14 protein-coding genes are annotated in these 18,269 nt (G+C 60.1%); 10 read left to right on the top strand and 4 right to left on the bottom strand.

Features of this window, described 5'->3' with window-relative positions; genetic code table 11:
• Nucleotides 1-39: 39 nt before the first annotated feature.
• Entirely contained in the window at nt 40-732 is a 693-nt protein-coding gene (locus ACE3PP_RS10880) for an ABC transporter substrate-binding protein (protein WP_374381847.1), read from the bottom strand.
• Here ACE3PP_RS10880 and ACE3PP_RS10875 point away from each other — a divergent pair.
• Nucleotides 721-1,716: an NAD-dependent epimerase/dehydratase family protein gene (locus tag ACE3PP_RS10875; RefSeq protein ID WP_374381844.1), complete on the top strand. Its 996-nt coding sequence runs from the start codon at nt 721-723 to the stop codon at nt 1,714-1,716. The two genes, ACE3PP_RS10880 and ACE3PP_RS10875, sit on opposite strands and share 12 nt — an antisense overlap.
• On the opposite strand, the gene ACE3PP_RS10870 is transcribed toward ACE3PP_RS10875, so the two are convergent.
• Both ACE3PP_RS10870 and ACE3PP_RS10865 read right to left on the bottom strand, forming a co-directional pair.
• The gene (locus ACE3PP_RS10870; protein WP_374381841.1) at nt 1,687-2,124 is read right to left on the bottom strand and encodes a CHAP domain-containing protein; all 438 of its coding nucleotides are present in this window, start codon (nt 2,122-2,124) and stop codon (nt 1,687-1,689) included. The two genes, ACE3PP_RS10875 and ACE3PP_RS10870, sit on opposite strands and share 30 nt — an antisense overlap.
• Complete coding sequence (locus ACE3PP_RS10865; protein ID WP_374381838.1) at nt 2,114-2,629, bottom strand: hypothetical protein; 516 nt, start codon at nt 2,627-2,629, stop codon at nt 2,114-2,116. Before ACE3PP_RS10865 ends, ACE3PP_RS10870 begins: the two co-directional genes overlap by 11 nt.
• Here ACE3PP_RS10865 and sucC point away from each other — a divergent pair.
• From sucC to ACE3PP_RS10825, 8 genes are all read left to right on the top strand, one after another.
• Nucleotides 2,618-3,805 carry an ADP-forming succinate--CoA ligase subunit beta gene (gene sucC / locus ACE3PP_RS10860; protein ID WP_374381835.1) on the top strand — a complete coding sequence of 396 codons (1,188 nt, stop codon included), beginning with the start codon at nt 2,618-2,620 and terminating at the stop codon, nt 3,803-3,805. The two genes, ACE3PP_RS10865 and sucC, sit on opposite strands and share 12 nt — an antisense overlap.
• 3 nt (nt 3,806-3,808) lie before the next feature.
• Nucleotides 3,809-4,687: a succinate--CoA ligase subunit alpha gene (gene sucD / locus ACE3PP_RS10855; protein WP_374381832.1), complete on the top strand. Its 879-nt coding sequence runs from the start codon at nt 3,809-3,811 to the stop codon at nt 4,685-4,687.
• A 99-nt stretch (nt 4,688-4,786) separates the two neighbouring features.
• Nucleotides 4,787-7,882, top strand: coding sequence for a phosphoenolpyruvate carboxylase (locus ACE3PP_RS10850; protein ID WP_374381829.1), 3,096 nt, complete (start codon nt 4,787-4,789; stop codon nt 7,880-7,882).
• A 98-nt stretch (nt 7,883-7,980) separates the two neighbouring features.
• On the top strand, nt 7,981-9,486 hold the full coding sequence (locus ACE3PP_RS10845) for a leucyl aminopeptidase (RefSeq protein ID WP_374381826.1): 1,506 nt from the start codon (nt 7,981-7,983) through the stop codon (nt 9,484-9,486).
• Between the two features lie 154 nt (nt 9,487-9,640).
• On the top strand, nt 9,641-10,702 hold the full coding sequence (locus ACE3PP_RS10840; protein WP_374381823.1) for a putative 2-aminoethylphosphonate ABC transporter substrate-binding protein: 1,062 nt from the start codon (nt 9,641-9,643) through the stop codon (nt 10,700-10,702).
• 92 nt (nt 10,703-10,794) lie between these two features.
• The gene (locus tag ACE3PP_RS10835; protein ID WP_374381820.1) at nt 10,795-11,889 is read left to right on the top strand and encodes a putative 2-aminoethylphosphonate ABC transporter ATP-binding protein; all 1,095 of its coding nucleotides are present in this window, start codon (nt 10,795-10,797) and stop codon (nt 11,887-11,889) included.
• Nucleotides 11,882-13,591 carry a putative 2-aminoethylphosphonate ABC transporter permease subunit gene (locus tag ACE3PP_RS10830; protein WP_374381817.1) on the top strand — a complete coding sequence of 570 codons (1,710 nt, stop codon included), beginning with the start codon at nt 11,882-11,884 and terminating at the stop codon, nt 13,589-13,591. The genes ACE3PP_RS10835 and ACE3PP_RS10830 overlap by 8 nt, the downstream gene beginning before the upstream one ends.
• A 99-nt stretch (nt 13,592-13,690) precedes the next feature.
• Complete coding sequence (locus ACE3PP_RS10825) at nt 13,691-15,325, top strand: Na/Pi cotransporter family protein (protein ID WP_374381814.1); 1,635 nt, start codon at nt 13,691-13,693, stop codon at nt 15,323-15,325.
• Between the two features lie 3 nt (nt 15,326-15,328).
• Here the strand turns inward: ACE3PP_RS10825 and ACE3PP_RS10820 are convergent, their stop codons facing one another.
• Nucleotides 15,329-16,990, bottom strand: a complete 1,662-nt coding sequence (locus ACE3PP_RS10820; protein ID WP_374381811.1) for a DEAD/DEAH box helicase — start codon at nt 16,988-16,990, stop codon at nt 15,329-15,331.
• Nucleotides 16,991-17,047: 57 nt separating this feature from the next.
• On the opposite strand from ACE3PP_RS10820, the gene ACE3PP_RS10815 reads away from it, so the two are divergent.
• A complete protein-coding gene (locus ACE3PP_RS10815; RefSeq protein WP_374381808.1) occupies nt 17,048-17,776 on the top strand; it encodes a DUF1489 family protein in 729 nt (242 codons plus the stop codon).
• Nucleotides 17,777-18,269 lie beyond the last annotated feature (493 nt).

Here is an 18,269-nt window from a genome sequence, read left to right as displayed (position 1 = left end):
TACCAGAGTGTCGGCTTGGAGTCATCAATCCTGGGCCTGCTATTTCAGTAGGTCTCCGTCGGGGAGCGTTGGGGGAAGTGCTCGGTCAAGCGCCCGGCGCCAAGTGCCGATCAGCTGATCCGCCGTCGCAGGCGCGCCCGCCCGTAACTGGGCGATAGTGCGCAAGAAGATACCGAGTGAAACACCGAGGATTTTGAGATCGGCCAAGCGCGGCGCCGGACCCTCATCCAGGGCGACGGTCCAATCCACAGGCCAGGTGGCGCCGTCGGATTGCCGGACGAGGCTGGAAACGATCTGGAGGCCCTGTGGCCCCTCGTTTGCCTCCTCGATCACCAGGTGCAAGCCCGGCCACCGCCGGCGCAGCCGGTCGACCGCCTCACTGGCGAGTGCACAGAATTTGCCGGCAAATCGAAGCCGCTCCTCCTGCCCAAGACTTTGCCATGCATGACCTGCTGCAAACCGGCCGAATCCGGCAACGTCCGAGCAAATCCGGGAAGTATCGCTCCCTGGCATCATATTGGCGTCGAAAAGGGCGCGGATATAGCCTGCTGCGGCAGCTTGCTGTATCTCTGCTCGCGCGGCAGAAATCGGCAGGAAGAGGCCGAGGAGAATGGCGAGCGCCGACAAAATGCAGGTCGAAGACATGATTGCGGAGCGTACATGGTAATGGTTGAGTCTGGCGAGCACGGGCTTTCCCTGGTAACAGGTGGATGCGGCTTCATGGGGCGGCATCTCGTGTCCCTGTTGAGTGCCCGCGGCGAAAGGGTGCGGATTCTGGACTTGCGCGACTGGCCATCGGCGCCGGCGACACCGCTCCCCGCCAATGTGGAACTGCGCCAAGGATCAATCCGCGATCGCGCCGTGCTGGCGCGGGCCATGAACGGGGTGACGCGGGTGTTTCATCTGGCGGCCAATCCCAATTTGTGGGCGGCTGACCCCAACACCTTTCACGAAGTGAACTACGAAGGCACCTGCCGAGTGCTGGAGGCAGCAGCGAACGCCAACGTCGCCCGCTTCGTCTACACCTCAACGGAATCCATCCTGAAGAACATCAATGCGCCGCGCAGTTCGCAGAATGCGCTGATCGATGAAAATGTCCGACACGGTGTCGAAGACGTGCCGGGGCCATACTGCCGGTCGAAATTCAGGGCCGAGGAGGCCGCCAAGGCTGCAGCCGATCATGGGTTGCCGCTCGTCATCGTCAATCCAACCATGCCGATCGGACCCGGCGACTTTCTACTGACGCCGCCGACCAAGATGATCCTTGGCTTCCTTAATGGCACGACGCCAGCTTATCTCAACTGCGACTTCAATCTTGTTGACGGTCGCGACGCGGCACTTGGGCACCTGTTGGCGGCCGAGCATGGACGGGTGGGCGAGCGTTACATTTTAGGGCATGAAAATTTGAGTCTTGGCCGCCTGCTGGAAATGCTGGAGCGATTGACGCAGTTGCCGATGCCGAAGCGGCGTGTCCCATACTGGCTGGCTTATGTCTCCGCTTTGGTCAGCGAGAGCCTTGCGAATATCACGAAGAAGCCACCGCTGGCGCCGCTGACGGGCGTTCGCCTGGCGCGCTCCTCGATGGCATTCGATTGCAGCAAGGCGCAGAAGGAATTGCATTGGCAGTGCCGCCCGCTGGAGCAATCGCTGCGCGACACGATCGTCGATCTCAGGCAGCGCGGGTTGCTACGGCGTAGTCCCGTCCTGGGGGATTGACGTTGCCGCGATCGGTGGCGTCACGTTGATGGCTGCATTGTAGATGAAGCCGTAAGCCGGATAGACGCTGCCATAGACGCCGGCCTCCAGGTTGTAGAAGCGCGGCATGGTCCAATCATTCGCTGGTGAGACGTCGTAAACGCTTTGATTGTTGATCACCGTACCCGGCACCCAATTGGCATGATCGACAAGAATCTCGCGCGAACTGACAACCTGCCGCACGACAGCGACATGTCCGCTGCGCAGGCGATTGGTCTGGGCTAGAACCAGGACTGAGCCGGGCACCGGCTGACTGCCGCGCTGATAGACGCCAGCGGCATTGTCCCACCAGGTGTAGGCGTCACCGCGCAGATTGATGCCCGAAGCGAGGCGCGCGTAAGGGACGCATTGCAGGTCGTCATAACTCATGGAAGGGGCCGGCAGGGCCACCGGCGCGAGGCTCGCTGTGGCTGGTGCCATGATCGGCGGTTGGTTTTCTGCACAAGCGGTCAACAGCAGCAGCACGCATGTCAGCGATGTCAAAGCGAGCTGCCGATGAATTCGATTCAAGGGGAAATGAGGCATCTTGCGACCGGTCGGCGACTCGTGACGTTTTCCCAATCATGGTAGTCGAATCTGGGACAGTGAGAAAGGTCGCTGCAGATAAGATGATCTCGGGTTGCCTCGAAGCGCCCGGACGAATGACCGGACAAGTGCGATAGAGCACGTTCAAGTAGTCGTCATCCCCCCATGCGACCAGAGTGCTCGCATGCCGGATGCGGGGGTCGGAGAAAAATCCGATCGCTTGGTCAATCGGCCTGCTGAACGCAAGCAAGACATCCGCAAACAAATGATCGCGCGATTTCGCGCCACGGTCGAACTCGGCCTGGCGCCAGCGCAAGGCGATAGGGGAGAGTCGGCCATGAACATCCATGAATACCAAGCCAAACAGCTGCTGAGGCGGTTCGGCATTCCGGTTCCGCGCGGCGATGTCGCGCACAATCTTATTGAAGCAGAATCGATTGCCGAGGAGTTGGACGGGCCGACCTGGGTCGTCAAGGCGCAGATCCATGCCGGCGGCCGTGGCAAGGCGGGCGGCGTCAAAGTGTGCCGGTCGATCAAGGAAGTGGTCGCAACCGCTGACCAGATGCTTGGGATGAAGCTGGTGACACATCAGACCGGCCCGGAAGGTCGGCTGGTGCGCAAGGTCTATATCGAGCAGGCCAGCGATATATCGCGCGAACTCTATGTAGCTCAGCTGATCAATCGCAAGACGGGTGGCGTCAGCCTCATTGCCTCGACCGAAGGCGGCATGGATATCGAGGAAGTGGCCGAGAAGCATCCGGAAAAGATCATTCGCCTGGACATGCAACCGGCGACGCCGATGCGAGCCTTCCAGGCACGCCAAGTGGCGTTCCAGCTCGGCCTCAAAGAGCGCGAAGTCCACAAGTTTGTGCGCTTGGTGATGGCCGTGAACAAGGCCTTCCGGAGCCTCGATGCCGTCATGGTCGAAATCAATCCGCTGGTGGTCACCGGCGTCGGCCGCCTTGTGGCGCTCGATTGCAAGATGATCTTCGACGACAACGCCCTGTTCCGCCGCAACGATATCCAGGACCTGCGCGATGATAACGAGGTCGATCCGCTGGAGCTTGAGGCGGCGCGGCACGATCTCAATTATGTCAAGCTCGATGGCGACATCGGCTGCATGGTGAACGGTGCGGGCCTCGCCATGGCGACGATGGATATCATCCAGCATTTCGGCGGGCAGCCGGCGAACTTCATGGATATTGCCGGTGCGGCGACGAAGGAACGCGTGGCGCGCGCCTTCAAGCTTATTTTCAACGATCCAGGCGTGCGCGGAATCCTGGTCAACGTCTTTGGCGGCATGATGCGCTGCAATTCCATCGCCGAAGGCATCGTCGGTGCCGCCAAGGAAGTGGGACTCGATCGACCGTTGGTGGTGCGACTGGAGGGAACGAATGTCGAGCTTGGCCGACAAATTCTCGAACAATCGGGCCTGCCCATCATCACGGCCACGACTTTGTCGGACGCCGCCCAGAAGATTGTCGACGCAACCCGCGGCAATGTCGCGCTGATCAAGAGGGCTTGAGACATGGCTATCCTCATCGACAAGAACACCAAGGTCATTTGCCAGGGATTTACCGGGACCCAGGGCACCTTCCATTCCGAGCAAGCGATCGCTTACGGGACCAACATGGTGGGCGGCGTGACGCCGGGCAAGGGCGGCAGCTCGCATCTCGGCCTGCCGGTCTTCAACACGGTGCATGAAGCGCGCGAAAAGACAGGCGCCAACGCGACCGCCATCTACGTGCCGCCGATCTATGCGATGGATTCGATCATGGAAGCGATCGACGCCGGTATTGAGACGATCGTCGCTATCACCGATGGCATTCCAGTCCATGACATGGCGCGGGTGCGCAAGGAGTTGAAAGGCACCAGATCGCGCGTCATCGGACCGAACTGTCCGGGCGTCATCACGCCGGAGCAGTGCAAGATCGGCATCATGCCGGGCTATGTGCACAAGCCGGGCAAGGTGGGGATCGTTTCCCGCTCCGGCACCCTCTCCTATGAAGCGGCCACCCAGACGACAGCGGTTGGGTTGGGGCAGACCACGGTCGTGGGCATTGGGGGCGACCCCGTCAACGGGTCCAGTTTCGTGGATATCCTGGAACTGTTCCTGGCCGACGATGCGACCGAGGCGATCATCATGATCGGCGAAATCGGCGGCACGCCGGAAATCGACGCGGCCGAGTTCCTGCGACGGGAAAAGCGCAAGAAGCCGGTGGTCGGGTTCATCGCCGGCAAGGCAGCCCCGGCCGGTCGGCGTATGGGTCATGCCGGGGCCATCGTCTCTGGCGGTGGTGAAAGTGCCGCTGAGAAGATCGACGTGTTGCGCTCGGCCGGCATACATATCACGCCGACCCCGGCGGAGCTGGGGCGGACGGCATTGGAGGCGCTTAGTGCGGCATAACCGCCATTTTTGCGCCGCACAAAATTTCTTTTGCGCTGCGTCGGGTGGGGTTAAGCTACCTCGTTCGGCGCAGCTATTTTGGCCTAATCGGAGGGGTTGATGAGCACGGGTCAGCGGGCAAAGTCGCGTGGTGGGGAAGTAGCGGCGTTGCGCACTAAACCGTCGGCTCAGAAACCGGCCCGTGGCGACCTGGAGCCAGGGTTGAAGCCGCTTGAGCGTTTGTTTGCGGTGGAACGCGGGTTCGACGCGGCCAAGACGGAACGGGAGCTGAGGGCGGTTTTCGGCGATCTTGCCGGCCTGCGAGAGCGCAACCCCTTCGGCAATTCGGTCAAGCTGTTGGCGCTCGAGGTGGGGAAACGTCTCGACAAGGGCAAGTTGAGCCTTGGTGCGATCGAAACACTCATCCAGGAACTGACGGCCGGTGCATTTGAGCACCGCGCGGCACGACTGAACGCCTATCTGGGCGAAAGCGATCCCAAGCGCAACGAACAGCGGCTACGCGACGCTTTCCAGGCATTAGCAGCGGGCTCCCGCCGACCCAGTGGCGGCAAGGGGAAAGGAGCGCGAATTTCGTTCCAGGCCTTTCGGGCCGCCGTCGAGCGGGAATTGTTCGGCATTGTCATCACCGGCCATCCGACCTTCAGTCAGTCCCACGAAATGGTTCGCCTGCTGGCGGAACTCGGGGTCGGCCGGACAGCAAGCGGCGAGAAGTTGGGCGCGGTGCGACGCCGCAAGATTGAGTCCGACATCAAGGCTGTCGAGCATCGCCCGCCGGAGAAGCTGGACCTCGCCTATGAATATGAGATGTCGGTGGCGGCGATCGGCAACATCCACGGCGCCCTGCGCCGCACTTATGAGATCGCCCTTGATGTCGCTGCCGAATTCTATCCGCAGGAATGGGAGCAATTGTCGCCGCGCCTGGTGACGGTCGCGAGCTGGGTCGGCTACGACCTGGATGGCCGCTCAGATATCAAATGGAGCGATACGCTTTTCACGCGCCTCAAGATCCAGGTCCTGCAGTTGCAGCGCTATGTCGAGGAAGTGGCGGAATTGCGCGCCGGCATCGACCAGAAGCGTGCCAACGTCGATCTCGTTCATCTGCTTGAACTGCTGGAGAGCCGCCTTGCCCTTGCCATCAAGGAAGCCGAGGACGAGATCGCGGTGTTCCAGGGGGGCAAAAAGGAAGGGGAGGCGCCGCTTGCCTGGGCAGAGGAGGTCCGCCGTATCGCCAAGCGGATGCATGACGGCAGGGACCTGCGCTTGGTCGATTCCGTTCAGCTGCTTGAGTTGATCGACCGGGCGCTCGGTCTATCGAAAACGCCCGCACAGCGGCGCAAGCTGATTGTCCTCAGGGCCGAACTTGCCAATCATGGCCTGGGATTGGCTCATACTCATGTCCGGCTCAATGCGGTGCAGATCCACAATGCGGTCCGCAAACTGATCGACATGGAAGCGGCACCCGACGACCCCGCGCACAAGCGTTCGTATATCGCGAAGATCGGCAAGCTGCTGCAAAGCGTGAAACCGGTCCAGATCAATTTTGCCTCGATCCTGGCCGAGCGTACCTCGGCCAAGCGGCTTTTCATGATCGTCGCGAAGATGCTGAAGTATATCGATGCGACAGTGCCGGTTCGCTTCCTCATCGCCGAGACGGAAACGCCGCTGACACTTCTATCCGCGCTTTACTTCGCGAAGTTGTTCGGTGTGGACGGCAAAGTCGATATCTCGCCCTTGTTCGAGACGACGAAGGCTTTCGAGCGGGGCATCCGCGTCATCGACGAATGCCTGCAGAATCCAACCTATGCAGCCTATATCCGGCAGCGCGGAAGACTTTGCATTCAGACCGGCTTTTCGGATGCCGGCCGGCATCTTGGTCAGACGGTGGCCGCCATCTCGGTCGAATGGTTGCGCCTCAAGCTTGCCGAGTTGCTGCGCCAGAGGGGCTTTGACGATATCGAGTTGGTGATTTTCGATACCCACGGTGAATCCATCGGTCGTGGCGGCCATCCGGAGGATTTTCGCGCGCGTCTCGAATATATCGCCTCTCCGGTGAGCCGGCAGAATTTCGCGCAGGCCGGTATTCGGGTCAAAGAAGAAGCGAGCTTTCAGGGCGGCGACGGCTATCTCTATTTCATCACGCCGGATGTCGCTCTCGCTTCGGTCACGCGCATTCTGGAATACATGCTGCCTATTCCGACCGACGACGTCGAATCCGATCCGGCCTATCGCCAGGACGAGGATTATGTGAAGGAGTTCTTCATCACCATCCGCCGCTTCAATGAGGAGGTGATGAACGATTCGGCCTACGCGGCCTTGCTCGACACGTTCGGCGGCAATCTGCTTTTCACCAGCGGTTCCCGCCCGGTGAAGCGCGAGCATGAGGGATTGGCACAGCGCGTCAATCTCACGCATCCCAAGGAGATGCGCGCCATTCCGCACAACGGCATTCTTCAGCAGCTCGGCATGCTGGCGAACACCGTGGGCGGGGTAGGGCAGGCGATTGCCCGCGATCCGGAACGGTTCCAGCGGCTCTACCAATCCTCGCCACGCTGCCGGCGCCTGATGGGTATGGTCGATTGGGCGCTATCGTTCACCGATCTTGAAGCGCTGAAATGCTATGTCGATCTGTTCGATCCCGGTCAGTGGCTGTCGCGGGCCTATCAGGCCAAGGATCCGGTGGCAGCAGTCGAGTTGCGCCATGTCGCCGAGCACCTGGAAGGTGACCGTGTCTATGAGAAGCTTGCCAAGATCTATCGGGTGTTCCAGCGGGACATGCTGGACCTGCGCGAGGGGCTGGCGCTCGTAGGCTTGCCGCAAGCGAAGATCAGCGACGAAGCGCGCATGAATCTGCGGTTGATGCACGGTCTGAGAATTGCGCTCATCATGCGTATCTTCACCTTGACCGCGCATATTCCGGATTTCTCGGACCAGCACAACATCACGCGCCAGCAACTCGTCTCGAAGATCTTTCACCTTGAGATCGACGACGCGATGCGCAAGCTCAACCTGATCTTTCCGAAGGTCGAGCAGGTCAAATTCGAGGGCGATTTCGGCGAAGCGGCGACCTATGTCGGCGATTGGCACCAGACCTATGAGCGCGAGCATCAGGCCATCTTCGGTCCGATCGCGAGCCTCTATACGATGGTGCGGCGTCTGAGTTCGGGCATCATCCATACGGTTGGCGCCCTCGGCTAAATTCCCAGGCCCTCGGGAAGCTTTCTGGTGGATTGTCGTAATGGGGCGAGTTTGGCTATGCTCGCCCCGGCAATTTTCCAGATTTCCGAGGATTACTCATGAAGATCGAATTCGTCGCCAAGCCAGCTTCCGATGCGGCTGTGCTGGTCGTACTGGTTCCGCAGGATGGCAAGCTGGGGGCGCGGGGGGAAGCCCTGGACCGCAGCTTGTCTGGTGCGCTGCAGCGAAGCCTTTCCTTGCCCCGCTTCAAGGGGAAGAAGGGGGAGATCGCCGATATCCTCGTCCCGGGTGGGACGAAGGCGCGGCGAGTCATCCTTTTGGGGCTGGGGTTGCCGAAGGAGATCGACAGTTTGAGCCTGCGTGAATCCGGCGGCGCCCTGGCCGGGCACCTGCTGGCCGAGTTCGAAGCCGGTGCCACAGTGCTTGTCGACGGCGTGAAGGGCGGCAAGATCGACGAGGAGGAGGTGGCGGGCGAAATTGCCCTGGGGGCCAGTCTCCGCAACTATCGCTTTGATCGGTTCTTGACCAAGCCGAAGCCGGACAAGGCGCCGGCACTCGCCCGTCTGTCGCTGGTGGTGACGAAGCCGGCCGCCGCGCAGAAAGTGTCGGGCCGCCTGCAGGCGATTGCCAACGGCGTCAATCTGGCGCGCGATCTGACCAACGAGCCGCCCAATGAACTCTATCCCGAAAGCTTCGTCAGCCGCGCGAAAGCCCTTGCCAAACTGGGTGTGAAGGTCGAGGCGCTGGATGAGAAGGTGATGGCCAAGCTGGGGCTCAATGCCCTGCTGTCGGTCGGCCGCGGCTCGGCCAATCCGCCGCGCCTTTTGGTGCTGCAATATATGGGCGCGCCGGCGAAGAAGAATGAGGGTCCGCTTGCTTTCGTGGGCAAGGGTGTTTGCTTCGATTCCGGCGGCTTGTGCATCAAGCGCTCAGGCGCGATGTATGACATGAAGGGCGATATGGCGGGCGGTGCCGCCGTGGTGGGGCTCATCCGGGCGCTAGCGGAACGTAAGGCCAAGGTGAATGTCGTCGGCGTCGTTGGTCTGGTCGAGAACATGCCGTCCGGCACGTCGTTCAAGCCCGGCGACATCGTGAAGACCCTTGCCGGCCGGACCATCGAAATGATCGACACCGATGCCGAAGGGCGCCTGGTGCTGATCGACGCCCTCTATTATACGGCGTCGCGCTTCAAGCCGAAGTCGATCGTCGATCTGGCGACGCTTACCTATTCCATCCAGCAGGCGCTGGGGACGGTCTTTGCCGGTATCTTTGCCAACAATGACGATCTTGCGAACCAGTTGACGGCAGCGGGTGTTGCGGTCGGTGAGCGCCTGTGGCGCATGCCGCTCGACAAGGGCTATGACGAGCACCTCGAATCCCGCATCGCCGATATCAAGCATCATGCCGACGATGCGGAATCCGGCGACGCGCCGCATGCCGCGGCATTGCTGAAGCAGTTTGTCGAGGATCGGCCCTGGGCCCATCTCGACATTGCTGGGCGGGAGTTCGCCGCGAAAGACCGGGCCACGTGTCCGGCGGGTGGAACCGGTTATGCCGTTCAATTGCTGGAGCAATTCGTCGCGAAAGCAGAGGACGCCATCTAACGGCCGGCTTCCGCGTTCATTGAAATTATCTATATAGGTCATAGGGAAAGCACCCTATGACCTATACTTGTAACAAATCCATCATCATATTTGCGCAGATCCCCGCCAATTTCCCTGCGCCGCGTTCGGCGGTCGCACACCAGGAGATTGGGGAATGAAAAATTGGATCTCGCGCCGGCAACTGGCGCTTTTGGGCGCAGCTGTCGTGGGTACGGCCGCCGCTCTGTTCGGCGCCCCGGCACCGACTTTGGCCGATGACGTCGTGCTGAAGGTCTATACCGCGCTCGAGGAAGAGCAACTGCCCGTCTATAAGGACGCGTTCGAGAAGGCCAATCCGGGCATCACGATCGAATGGCAGCGTGACTCCACCGGCGTCATCACCGCGCGCCTTTTGGCCGAGAAAGAAAACCGCCAGGCCGATGTGGTCTGGGGGCTCGCCGCGACCGGCCTGATGGTGCTCGACAAGGAAGGCATGCTCGAGCGCTACAGCCCGAAGGGTTTCGATCAGATTAAGGACGATTTCAAGGACAAGCGCAGCGGCTGGCCGACCTGGGTCGGCATGGACGCCTGGGCGTCGGCCATCTGCTACAACAAGGTTGAAGCGGAAAAGCTCGGCCTGCCGAAGCCGGCCTCGTGGAAGGACCTCCTCAATCCGGTCTATAAGGACCAGATCGTCATGCCGAACCCGGGTTCGTCGGGCACCGGCTTTCTCACGGTCTCGGCTTGGCTGCAGCTCTTTGGCGACAAAGGCGGCTGGGACTACATGACCAAGCTTCATGAGAACATCAAGACCTACCTTCATTCCGGCTCGAAGCCTTGCAAGGCCGTGGGGGCTGGCGAGTATCCGATCGGCATCTCGTTTGCCTATCCGGGTGTAAAGCTCATCAATGACGGCGCGCCGGTTGAAGTGATCCTGCCCAAGGACGGCATCGGCTGGGACATGGAAGCGACGGCCATCATGAAAGGCACGAAAAACCTCGCTGCGGCTCAGAAGCTTGCCGACTTCGCCGCCAGTGCGGATGCGAACAAGCTTTACAACGAGAGCTATCAGGTTCTCGCGCGCAAGGATGTGACGCCGACCCTGCCGGCGAACTATCCGGCCGACGAAGAAAAGCTGATGATCTCGCCGAACAATTTCTATGAAATGGCGGATCGTCGTCAGGCCATTCTGGACGAATGGCAGCGCAGCTTCGGTTCCAAGGACGCACCGAAGTAAGCGCGACTGACGTCAACTGAGCGTGCTGGCGATCCCGTCGCGGAAGCGGCGGGATCGTCTCGCATTTTATCCACAAAGGTCAGGAGTCGGGCATGACCGGGCAAAAGCCATATCTGCGCATCGAGCACGTCAACAAGACGTTCGGCGAATTCCAGGCCCTGCGCGATGTGTCGCTCGACATCTATTCCGGCGAGTTCATCTGCTTCCTGGGGCCATCCGGTTGCGGCAAGACCACCTTGCTGCGCGCGATCGCTGGTCTCGATATCCAGACCAGTGGTCGAGTGGTGCAGGACGGGAAGGACATTTCATCTCTGCCACCATCGCAACGCGATTTTGGCATCGTTTTCCAATCTTATGCTTTGTTCCCCAATCTCAGTGTGGCTGACAATGTCGGGTACGGTCTGGTTGGTAGCCGGTCGCGCGCCGAGATCAAGCTGCGGGTAAGCGAGTTGCTGCAATTGGTAGGGCTCTCTGGTCAGGAGGCAAAATATCCAGCGCAACTGTCCGGCGGACAACAGCAACGTGTCGCCCTTGCTCGCGCGCTGGCGATGTCGCCGGGTCTGCTGTTGCTCGACGAGCCGCTGTCCGCACTGGATGCGCGCGTGCGCCAGCATCTGCGCAGTGAACTGAAGCAACTGCAGCGCCGCCTGGGCGTTACCACCATCATGGTGACACACGACCAGGAAGAGGCGCTGGCGATTGCCGACCGGATCGTGGTCATGAACGAAGGTCGCATTGAGCAAATAGGCACACCGACGGATGTCTATCGACACCCTGAGGCGGCCTTCGTCGCCGATTTTGTCGGGCAGATGAACTTCCTTATGACGGATGGGGTCTCGGCTGCTGGCGTGCGATTGGGGGATATTGAACTTGCGATCGACGGTCTGACGGGTGTTGAAGCGAGAGGCGAAATGACGCTTTGCATTCGGCCAGAGGATGTTCAGGTCCGAAATCTTGGCAACGAGCAAAACAATATTGTGCGAACACGGATCAACCATCTGGAATTTCTAGGATCGTTCTGTCGAGCAGAACTCAATCTTTCTTGCGGCCGCACTTTGCGTGCCGATTTCTCGATCAACGCGATGCGCGATCTGGGATTGGTGCCCGGGCAAGAACTGATGGTGGCCCTGCCACCCGACAGGCTGCGCATTTTTGCGAACAATCGCTCGGTACAGGCTCATGACTGATATGGTCGCAACTGACACGTTGGTCGCCAGCCAGGTTCGCGCCAAAGCAACGCACGAGGATTGGTTGGTGCGGCTGAGCCTGACGGCGCTTGCCGCGTATCTTTGCGTAACCCTTGTCTTGCCGCTTTATGTACTCCTTTCCAAAAGTGTTCAGGACAAGGATGGCGCCTTCGTCGGGGTAGCCAATTTCGCGCGCTATTTTGACGATCCCGCCATGCTGCAGTCGCTTGGCAACACGGCTTATGTTGCCATTCTCGGTACTTTCATAACCTTGGTCTTGGCGTTCCTTTTTGCCTACGCGCTGACCCGCACCAGAATGCCTGGTCGCAGTTTTTTCCGTGTCATCGGTCTGGTGCCATTACTGGCGCCGTCGCTTTTGCCTGGTCTTGCACTGGTCTATCTGTTCGGCAATCAAGGCATCTTCAAGTCGCTGCTGTTAGGTCACGAGATCTATGGTCCGATCGGCATCATCATCGGAGAAGTCTTTTTTGCCTTTCCTCATGCCTTGATCATTCTCGTGACCGCTTTGTCGGTCGCGGACGCAAGGCTGTATGAAGCCGCGGAATCCTTGCGTGCCAAGCCGTGGAGGATCTTTTTGACCGTCACGCTGCCCGGCTGCCGTTACGGCCTAGTAAGTGCCGCCCTTGTGGTCTTCACGTTGATCTTTACCGATTTCGGCGTGCCGAAGGTCATTGGCGGCTCCTACAATGTGCTGGCAACAGACGTCTATCGGCAGGTAATCGGCCAGTTCAATTTTCAGATGGGGGCCGTCGTTGGCCTGATCTTGCTGGCCCCGGCCGTGTTGTCTTTTCTAGCTGATCGCATCGTCCAGCGTCGTCAGGTTGCTCTGCTGTCAGCGCGGGCGGTTCCCCTGCAACCGAAGGAGCGGCTGTGGATCGATCGCCTCTTTTTGGTGGCGACGGTCTTAATGGCCGGATTTCTACTGCTGGTACTCGGCATGGCATTGTTCGGCTCGTTGGTAAAGCTGTGGCCGTACAATCTCAGTCTCACGCTGAAATGGTATGATTTTGGCCGCATCGGGACCGACGGGTGGGGCCCCTATCTGAACAGCTTGAAGTTGGCGACCATTGTTGCGGTCGTCGGCACGATCATCGTCTTTTGCGGTGCCTATTTGGTCGAGAAGACACGGGGGGCCGGACGTCTCCGAATGGTCATTCACTTTCTGGCGATGATTCCACTTGCGGTGCCGGGCATTGTCCTCGGCCTGGCCTACATCTTCTTCTTCAACTCTCCCGAAAACCCGCTGAACTTTATCTACGGGACACTGGCGATCCTGGCGGTCAATACGATTTGCCATTTCTATACGGTCAGCCATTTGACGGCAGTGACCGCGTTGAAGCAGGTCGACAATGAGTTCGAATCAGTGGCGGCATCGCTGAAGGTGCCCCTCTATCGCACCTTCTGGCGTGTGACCGTTCCAATCTGCCTCCCGGCCATTCTCGATATTGCCGTCTACTATTTCGTCAATGCGATGACGACAGTATCTGCCGTCATCTTTCTGTACTCGGCGGACACCAAGCTCATGTCGATCAATGCCATCAACACGGACGATGCCGGCAACACGGCGACGGCCTGTGCCATGGGCATCACAATTGTCGCCACCTCCGCCGTGATGAAGGGGGCGCAGAGCCTTATCAGCCGCGGGCTGGAGCGCCGCACGCAGGCTTGGCGCAGGCGCTGACTTTCCGGTCGGTCTCAGGCGCCATCGCCTAGCCGGGGGAGCATATGTTACAGTTTCGTGACAGCGAATTGGCGTATGGTCCGAGTCGAGGCGATTGGCATGGTTTTCCTTCTGAACCTGTTTGGTGCGGCTGCCCTGCTGTTGTGGGGTTTGCGCATGGTCCGTACGGGCGTTCTGCGCGCTTATGGCGCCCAGCTACGCCAGAGCCTCAGCAAGGCGACAAATAATCGGTTCACGGCCTTCCTGTCCGGGCTCGGCATCACCTGCCTGCTGCAATCGTCCTCTGCCACCGCATTGCTTTCTTCCTCCTTTGCTTCTCGCGGCTTGGTCACGACCGGCGGAGCCCTGGCCGTCATGTTGGGAGCCGATCTGGGCACAAGCCTGGTGGCGCAGGCTTATTCGTTCAAAGTGGGTTGGATCTCGCCGCTGCTGATTCTCATCGGCTGGGTCATGTTCAACAAGTTTGAAGATTCGAAGGTCAAGGACCTGGGGCGGGCGATCGTCGGGCTGGGCATCGCCTTGCTGGGCCTGCACTTGATCACGGAGGCAGCTGAGCCAGTCCGGGATGCGCCGCTGCTGCCCCAGATTCTGCGTCTCATGAGCGACGCTCCGGTTTTCGGTGTTCTGGTCGGGGCAGGGTTGACAATACTCTCCACTTCCAGCCTCGCCGTCGTGCTCCTCATCGTCAGTTTTATGGCGAAGTCCATGGTGCCGATCGATCTCGGCTTCGCGCTCATTCTTGGCGCCAATCTCGGCAGTGCCGTGATGCCAATTCTTGCGACGGCGAGCGAGCCGCCTGAAGCGCGTCGCGTGCCGGTCGGAAATCTCATCTTCCGGGTGATTGGCGTAGCCATCCTGGTTCCGTTAATAGGCGTTGTGCAGCCCTATCTCGCGGACATTGAGGCAGCGCCCGCTCGTCAGGCACTCAATTTCCATGTCGCCTTCAACTTTGCGCTGGCCGCTGTCTTCATCTGGCTGACGGGGCCAGTGGCTAGGCTAACGGCGCGCTTGCTGCCGGACCAGGTGGCAACTGACGATCCCGGCAAGCCGCGATATCTCTCGCAAGGTCCCGTCGATCAGCCGACCATTGCGCTCGCCAATGCCGGGCGCGAGGCACTGCGCATGGGCGATCTTGTCGGCCAGATGCTGCGCCAGTCACTGGCTGCTTTCCGATCAGATGATCGTCGACTCATTAAGCAAGTGAGCGATCTCGATACACAGATCGATCGCTTGAACGAAGCAATCAAGCTGTATTTGGCTGGTGTCAGTCGCGAGCTGATGGATCCCAATGATCAGAAGCGGGTGGTCGATCTCATCACCTTCATTACCAATCTCGAGCATATCGGGGACATCGTCGACAAGAACCTCATGGAGCTTGCCGCCAAAAAGGTGAAGTACCAGTTGAAATTCTCACCGGAAGGGAACCGCGAGCTGGATGAACTGCACGAACGGCTGACACACAATCTGGAACTGGCGATGAATGTCTTCATGTCCAGCGACATCAAACTGGCGCGTCAGTTGTTTGAGGAAAAGCAGCGCTTCCGCGAAATGGAAAAGGTCGCTGCCGAGAATCATCTCTCGCGGCTGAGCTCTGGTCGTGTGGAGAGCATCCAGACGAGCTCCTTGCACCTCGACATCCTGCGTGATCTCAAGCGAATCAATTCGCACTTGGCGATCGTGGCGCAACCCATTCTCGAGGCGGCCGGCGAACTTAGCCCGACGCGCCTGCGCTAAACGCTACTTGCCGTTGCGGCGCTCGCCCGAGGGCAGTCGCACGGGCCGACGCAAGAAGGCGGGCAGGTGATCGCCAAACCCGTGACCGGCGATCATCGCTTCCTCTTCATGGTGCGGCTTGGCGTGCGCGCGGCGCTGATGCCTATTTTCATGCGGCTGAACTGGAAGGATTTGCTTCGGCGCGTCCGGCTGTGTGACCTCAAGAGCAACCGGCAGTGCCGTGCTGGCTTCCAGCAGATCATGGCGATGCAATTGCTCGCTGGGATGCGGAATCGCCGCATCAATGATGCTCTCAGCCGAGGCCGGCTTCTGCGGCTCGTCCTTGCGGCCACTGCGGCGACGCCGGCGGGACCGACCATCGCCGACCTGCACGGATGATGATTCAATGGGAGTGGGCGAGGGCGCTTCCGCGGCGGGTACCAACACTTGGCTGTCTGCATGTTCAGCGCGGCGCGCGCGCGGGCGCTCCTTGTCGCGTCCACGACCGCGGGTGGCGCCGCGGCTGCGGCCACGACGACCGTCACCTTCTTCAAAGGGCAGGGAATCGATACCCTCAATGGTGATGGCCGGAATCTCCTTGCCGATCAGCTTCACGATCGCCGCGACATGCTTGCCGTCATAGGGCGTCGCAAAGGTGAAAGCGCGACCTTCGCGGCCGGCGCGACCCGTGCGGCCGATGCGGTGCACGTAATCTTCGGCGTGGATCGGCGTGTCGAAATTGAAGACGTGGCTCAAGCCCGCGATATCGATACCGCGCGCAGCCACATCGCTGCACACCATGAGCGAAGCTTCGCCGCGCTTGAACATTTCCAGCGTATCGCTACGCGCCGATTGCGGCATGTCGCCATGCAGGCGCACGGCTTTGAAGCCATGCTTGGTCAGCGATTTGTAGAGAATGTCGACATCGACTTTGCGGTTGCAGAAGATCAGCGCATTGCCGACATCTTCCGCACGAATGAGACGGCGCAGCGCTTCGCGCTTGTCCATCTCGTCGACGACGATCAATCCTTGCGTCACCGTTGTTGCCGTGCTGGCCGGTGCGGATACGGTCACTTCCTTCGGATTCATCAGGAACGCATCGGCGAGGCGCTTCACTTCCGGCGCCATGGTGGCCGAGAAGAACAGCGTCTGGCGGATCTTTGGCAGCAGGCTGACGATGCGCTCGACATCGGGAATGAAGCCCATGTCGAGCATGCGGTCAGCTTCGTCGATCACCAGGATCTTCACGTCGATCAACAGGATCTTGCCGCGCTCGAAGAGATCGAGGAGGCGGCCCGGCGTCGCGATGAGCACGTCGACGCCACTCATCAGCTTGGCTTCCTGTTCGGCAAAGCCTTCGCCGCCGATAATCAGCGCGTGCTTCAGATTATGATACTTGCCGTACTTCTCGAAATTCTGGGCGACCTGCGCCGCGAGCTCACGCGTCGGTTCGACGATAAGCGATCGCGGCATGCGCGCCTTGGCGCGGCCGTTTGCCAGAATGTCGATCATCGGCAGCGTAAACGACGCTGTCTTGCCCGTACCCGTCTGGGCGCAGCCAAGGACGTCACGCCCCATCAGCACGGTCGGAATGGCCTGAGCCTGGATCGGCGTCGGCTCGCTATAGCCGGCTTCGGAAACGGCGCGGAGAAGCTCGGGGCTGAGCCCCAGTTCGGGAAAACCCATTTTGTCTCGAAAATAAGGGGGCCGATCATACAAGCAAAACGGCCGCCCTCGGCTCCCGTGGCGACCGCCGCATTTGTGGCCGGGACTATTAGGGAGAAGCTGGCCTTTGTCAATCTCAGGCAGGCAGTATCGGCCAGGAAATGCCTTCAAATTCGAGTGTTTCGGGATGGCGTGGCGCACCTATGGTCAAACGTCCTCAACCATACCGTGTGCCGTCGGGGTGCTGCCGGTGGCGGCATTGACGAGAGCGGCAACGGAATGATGTTGTTTGGTCTGCGCCTTGCCTGGCGCCGGCTTTGGTCTCTGTTCGCTTCGGATTCGCGATTCTCAATGACGGTTCATTTGGTCAAACTTTGTGTCGGGGTGGATAGCATCGCCGAGCTGGTGCGCTACCGGGAGGAACTCCAGCGGAAGCGCCGTGCGAGCAAGAAGCCGCTTGAAGATCAGCATTGGACAAGGTCCTACCCGCGGCGGGCCGAGGAGGTTCTGGATGGGGGATCGCTTTATTGGGTGATCCGGGGGCGAATCTGCGCGCGGCACCGAATCTTGCGGCTGGACGAGGTCGAGGATGAGAGCGGCAAGCCCTATTGCGCCATTGTCTACGATCCGACGGTTATCGTGACGGAAAGCCGGCCTCGCCGGGCCTTTCAGGGATGGCGCTATCTAGAGGCTGACGATGCGCCGCCGGATTTGGCGGATCAGCGTTCGGCCCTCAGCCAGGCGGTGGCGGAGGAGGACCTGCCGGAGGCCTTGCGGGAGGAGCTGCGGTCTTTGGGGCTGCTCTGAGTGCAGAAACGGCGGTTTTGCGGGCGTTTTGAAGTTTTTTGAGGGTCGCGAAATTTTTGTGCTTGCAAGTCCCGATCCGACTCGCCTATAAGCCGCCCACCGAACGGGGCCGACTGGTTCGTCGGTTACCGGTTCGAACCGGCGGCTGAAAAGCCCCGGCGAGATCCTGGCGGAGCAAGTGAGGCGACAGCCTCAGATGACTTGTAACGCCACTCCGGCATCGCTATATTGCACGGCTTCACCGGCCGAGTCTGGCTGGTGGGTTTCCGTGTGTGACTGCGGGGCCAAGCTATTTGACATTGTGGAATAGAAGAAGGGATACGCGGACGGCGGGTCTATGGGCCTGATTGCAGCGATGAAGTTGCAAGACTGTTCCGTGTTTCTCGAAGCTTCGATCTAGGGTTTGGCAGAGCGATCTGCTGGGTCTGTGGTTGGGGTTTCACTATGCAGTAAGACGAAACGTGTTTTGTGACGGATCAATTGGTTAACGTTG

It is taken from the genome of Dongia sp. (genome assembly GCF_041910485.1).
Lineage (GTDB): Bacteria > Pseudomonadota > Alphaproteobacteria > Dongiales > Dongiaceae > Dongia.
The sequence above is the reverse complement of the archived record's forward strand: the minus strand, read 5'-3'. Positions and strand labels throughout refer to the sequence as shown.

Coding starts and splice junctions, on each gene's coding strand:
- ACE3PP_RS10840 (WP_374381823.1), top strand. CDS start 9,641: ATGAAAAATTGGATCTCGCGCCGGCAACTGGCGCTTTTGGGCGCAGCT.
- ACE3PP_RS10875 (WP_374381844.1), top strand. CDS start 721: ATGGGGCGGCATCTCGTGTCCCTGTTGAGTGCCCGCGGCGAAAGGGTG.
- ACE3PP_RS10830 (WP_374381817.1), top strand. CDS start 11,882: ATGACTGATATGGTCGCAACTGACACGTTGGTCGCCAGCCAGGTTCGC.
- ACE3PP_RS10825 (WP_374381814.1), top strand. CDS start 13,691: ATGGTTTTCCTTCTGAACCTGTTTGGTGCGGCTGCCCTGCTGTTGTGG.
- ACE3PP_RS10865 (WP_374381838.1), bottom strand. CDS start 2,629: ATGGATGTTCATGGCCGACTCTCCCCTATCGCCTTGCGCTGGCGCCAG.
- ACE3PP_RS10820 (WP_374381811.1), bottom strand. CDS start 16,990: ATGGGTTTTCCCGAACTGGGGCTCAGCCCCGAGCTTCTCCGCGCCGTT.
- ACE3PP_RS10880 (WP_374381847.1), bottom strand. CDS start 732: ATGCCGCCCCATGAAGCCGCATCCACCTGTTACCAGGGAAAGCCCGTG.
- sucC (WP_374381835.1), top strand. CDS start 2,618: ATGAACATCCATGAATACCAAGCCAAACAGCTGCTGAGGCGGTTCGGC.
- ACE3PP_RS10835 (WP_374381820.1), top strand. CDS start 10,795: ATGACCGGGCAAAAGCCATATCTGCGCATCGAGCACGTCAACAAGACG.
- ACE3PP_RS10870 (WP_374381841.1), bottom strand. CDS start 2,124: ATGAGTTATGACGACCTGCAATGCGTCCCTTACGCGCGCCTCGCTTCG.
- sucD (WP_374381832.1), top strand. CDS start 3,809: ATGGCTATCCTCATCGACAAGAACACCAAGGTCATTTGCCAGGGATTT.
- ACE3PP_RS10845 (WP_374381826.1), top strand. CDS start 7,981: ATGAAGATCGAATTCGTCGCCAAGCCAGCTTCCGATGCGGCTGTGCTG.
- ACE3PP_RS10850 (WP_374381829.1), top strand. CDS start 4,787: ATGAGCACGGGTCAGCGGGCAAAGTCGCGTGGTGGGGAAGTAGCGGCG.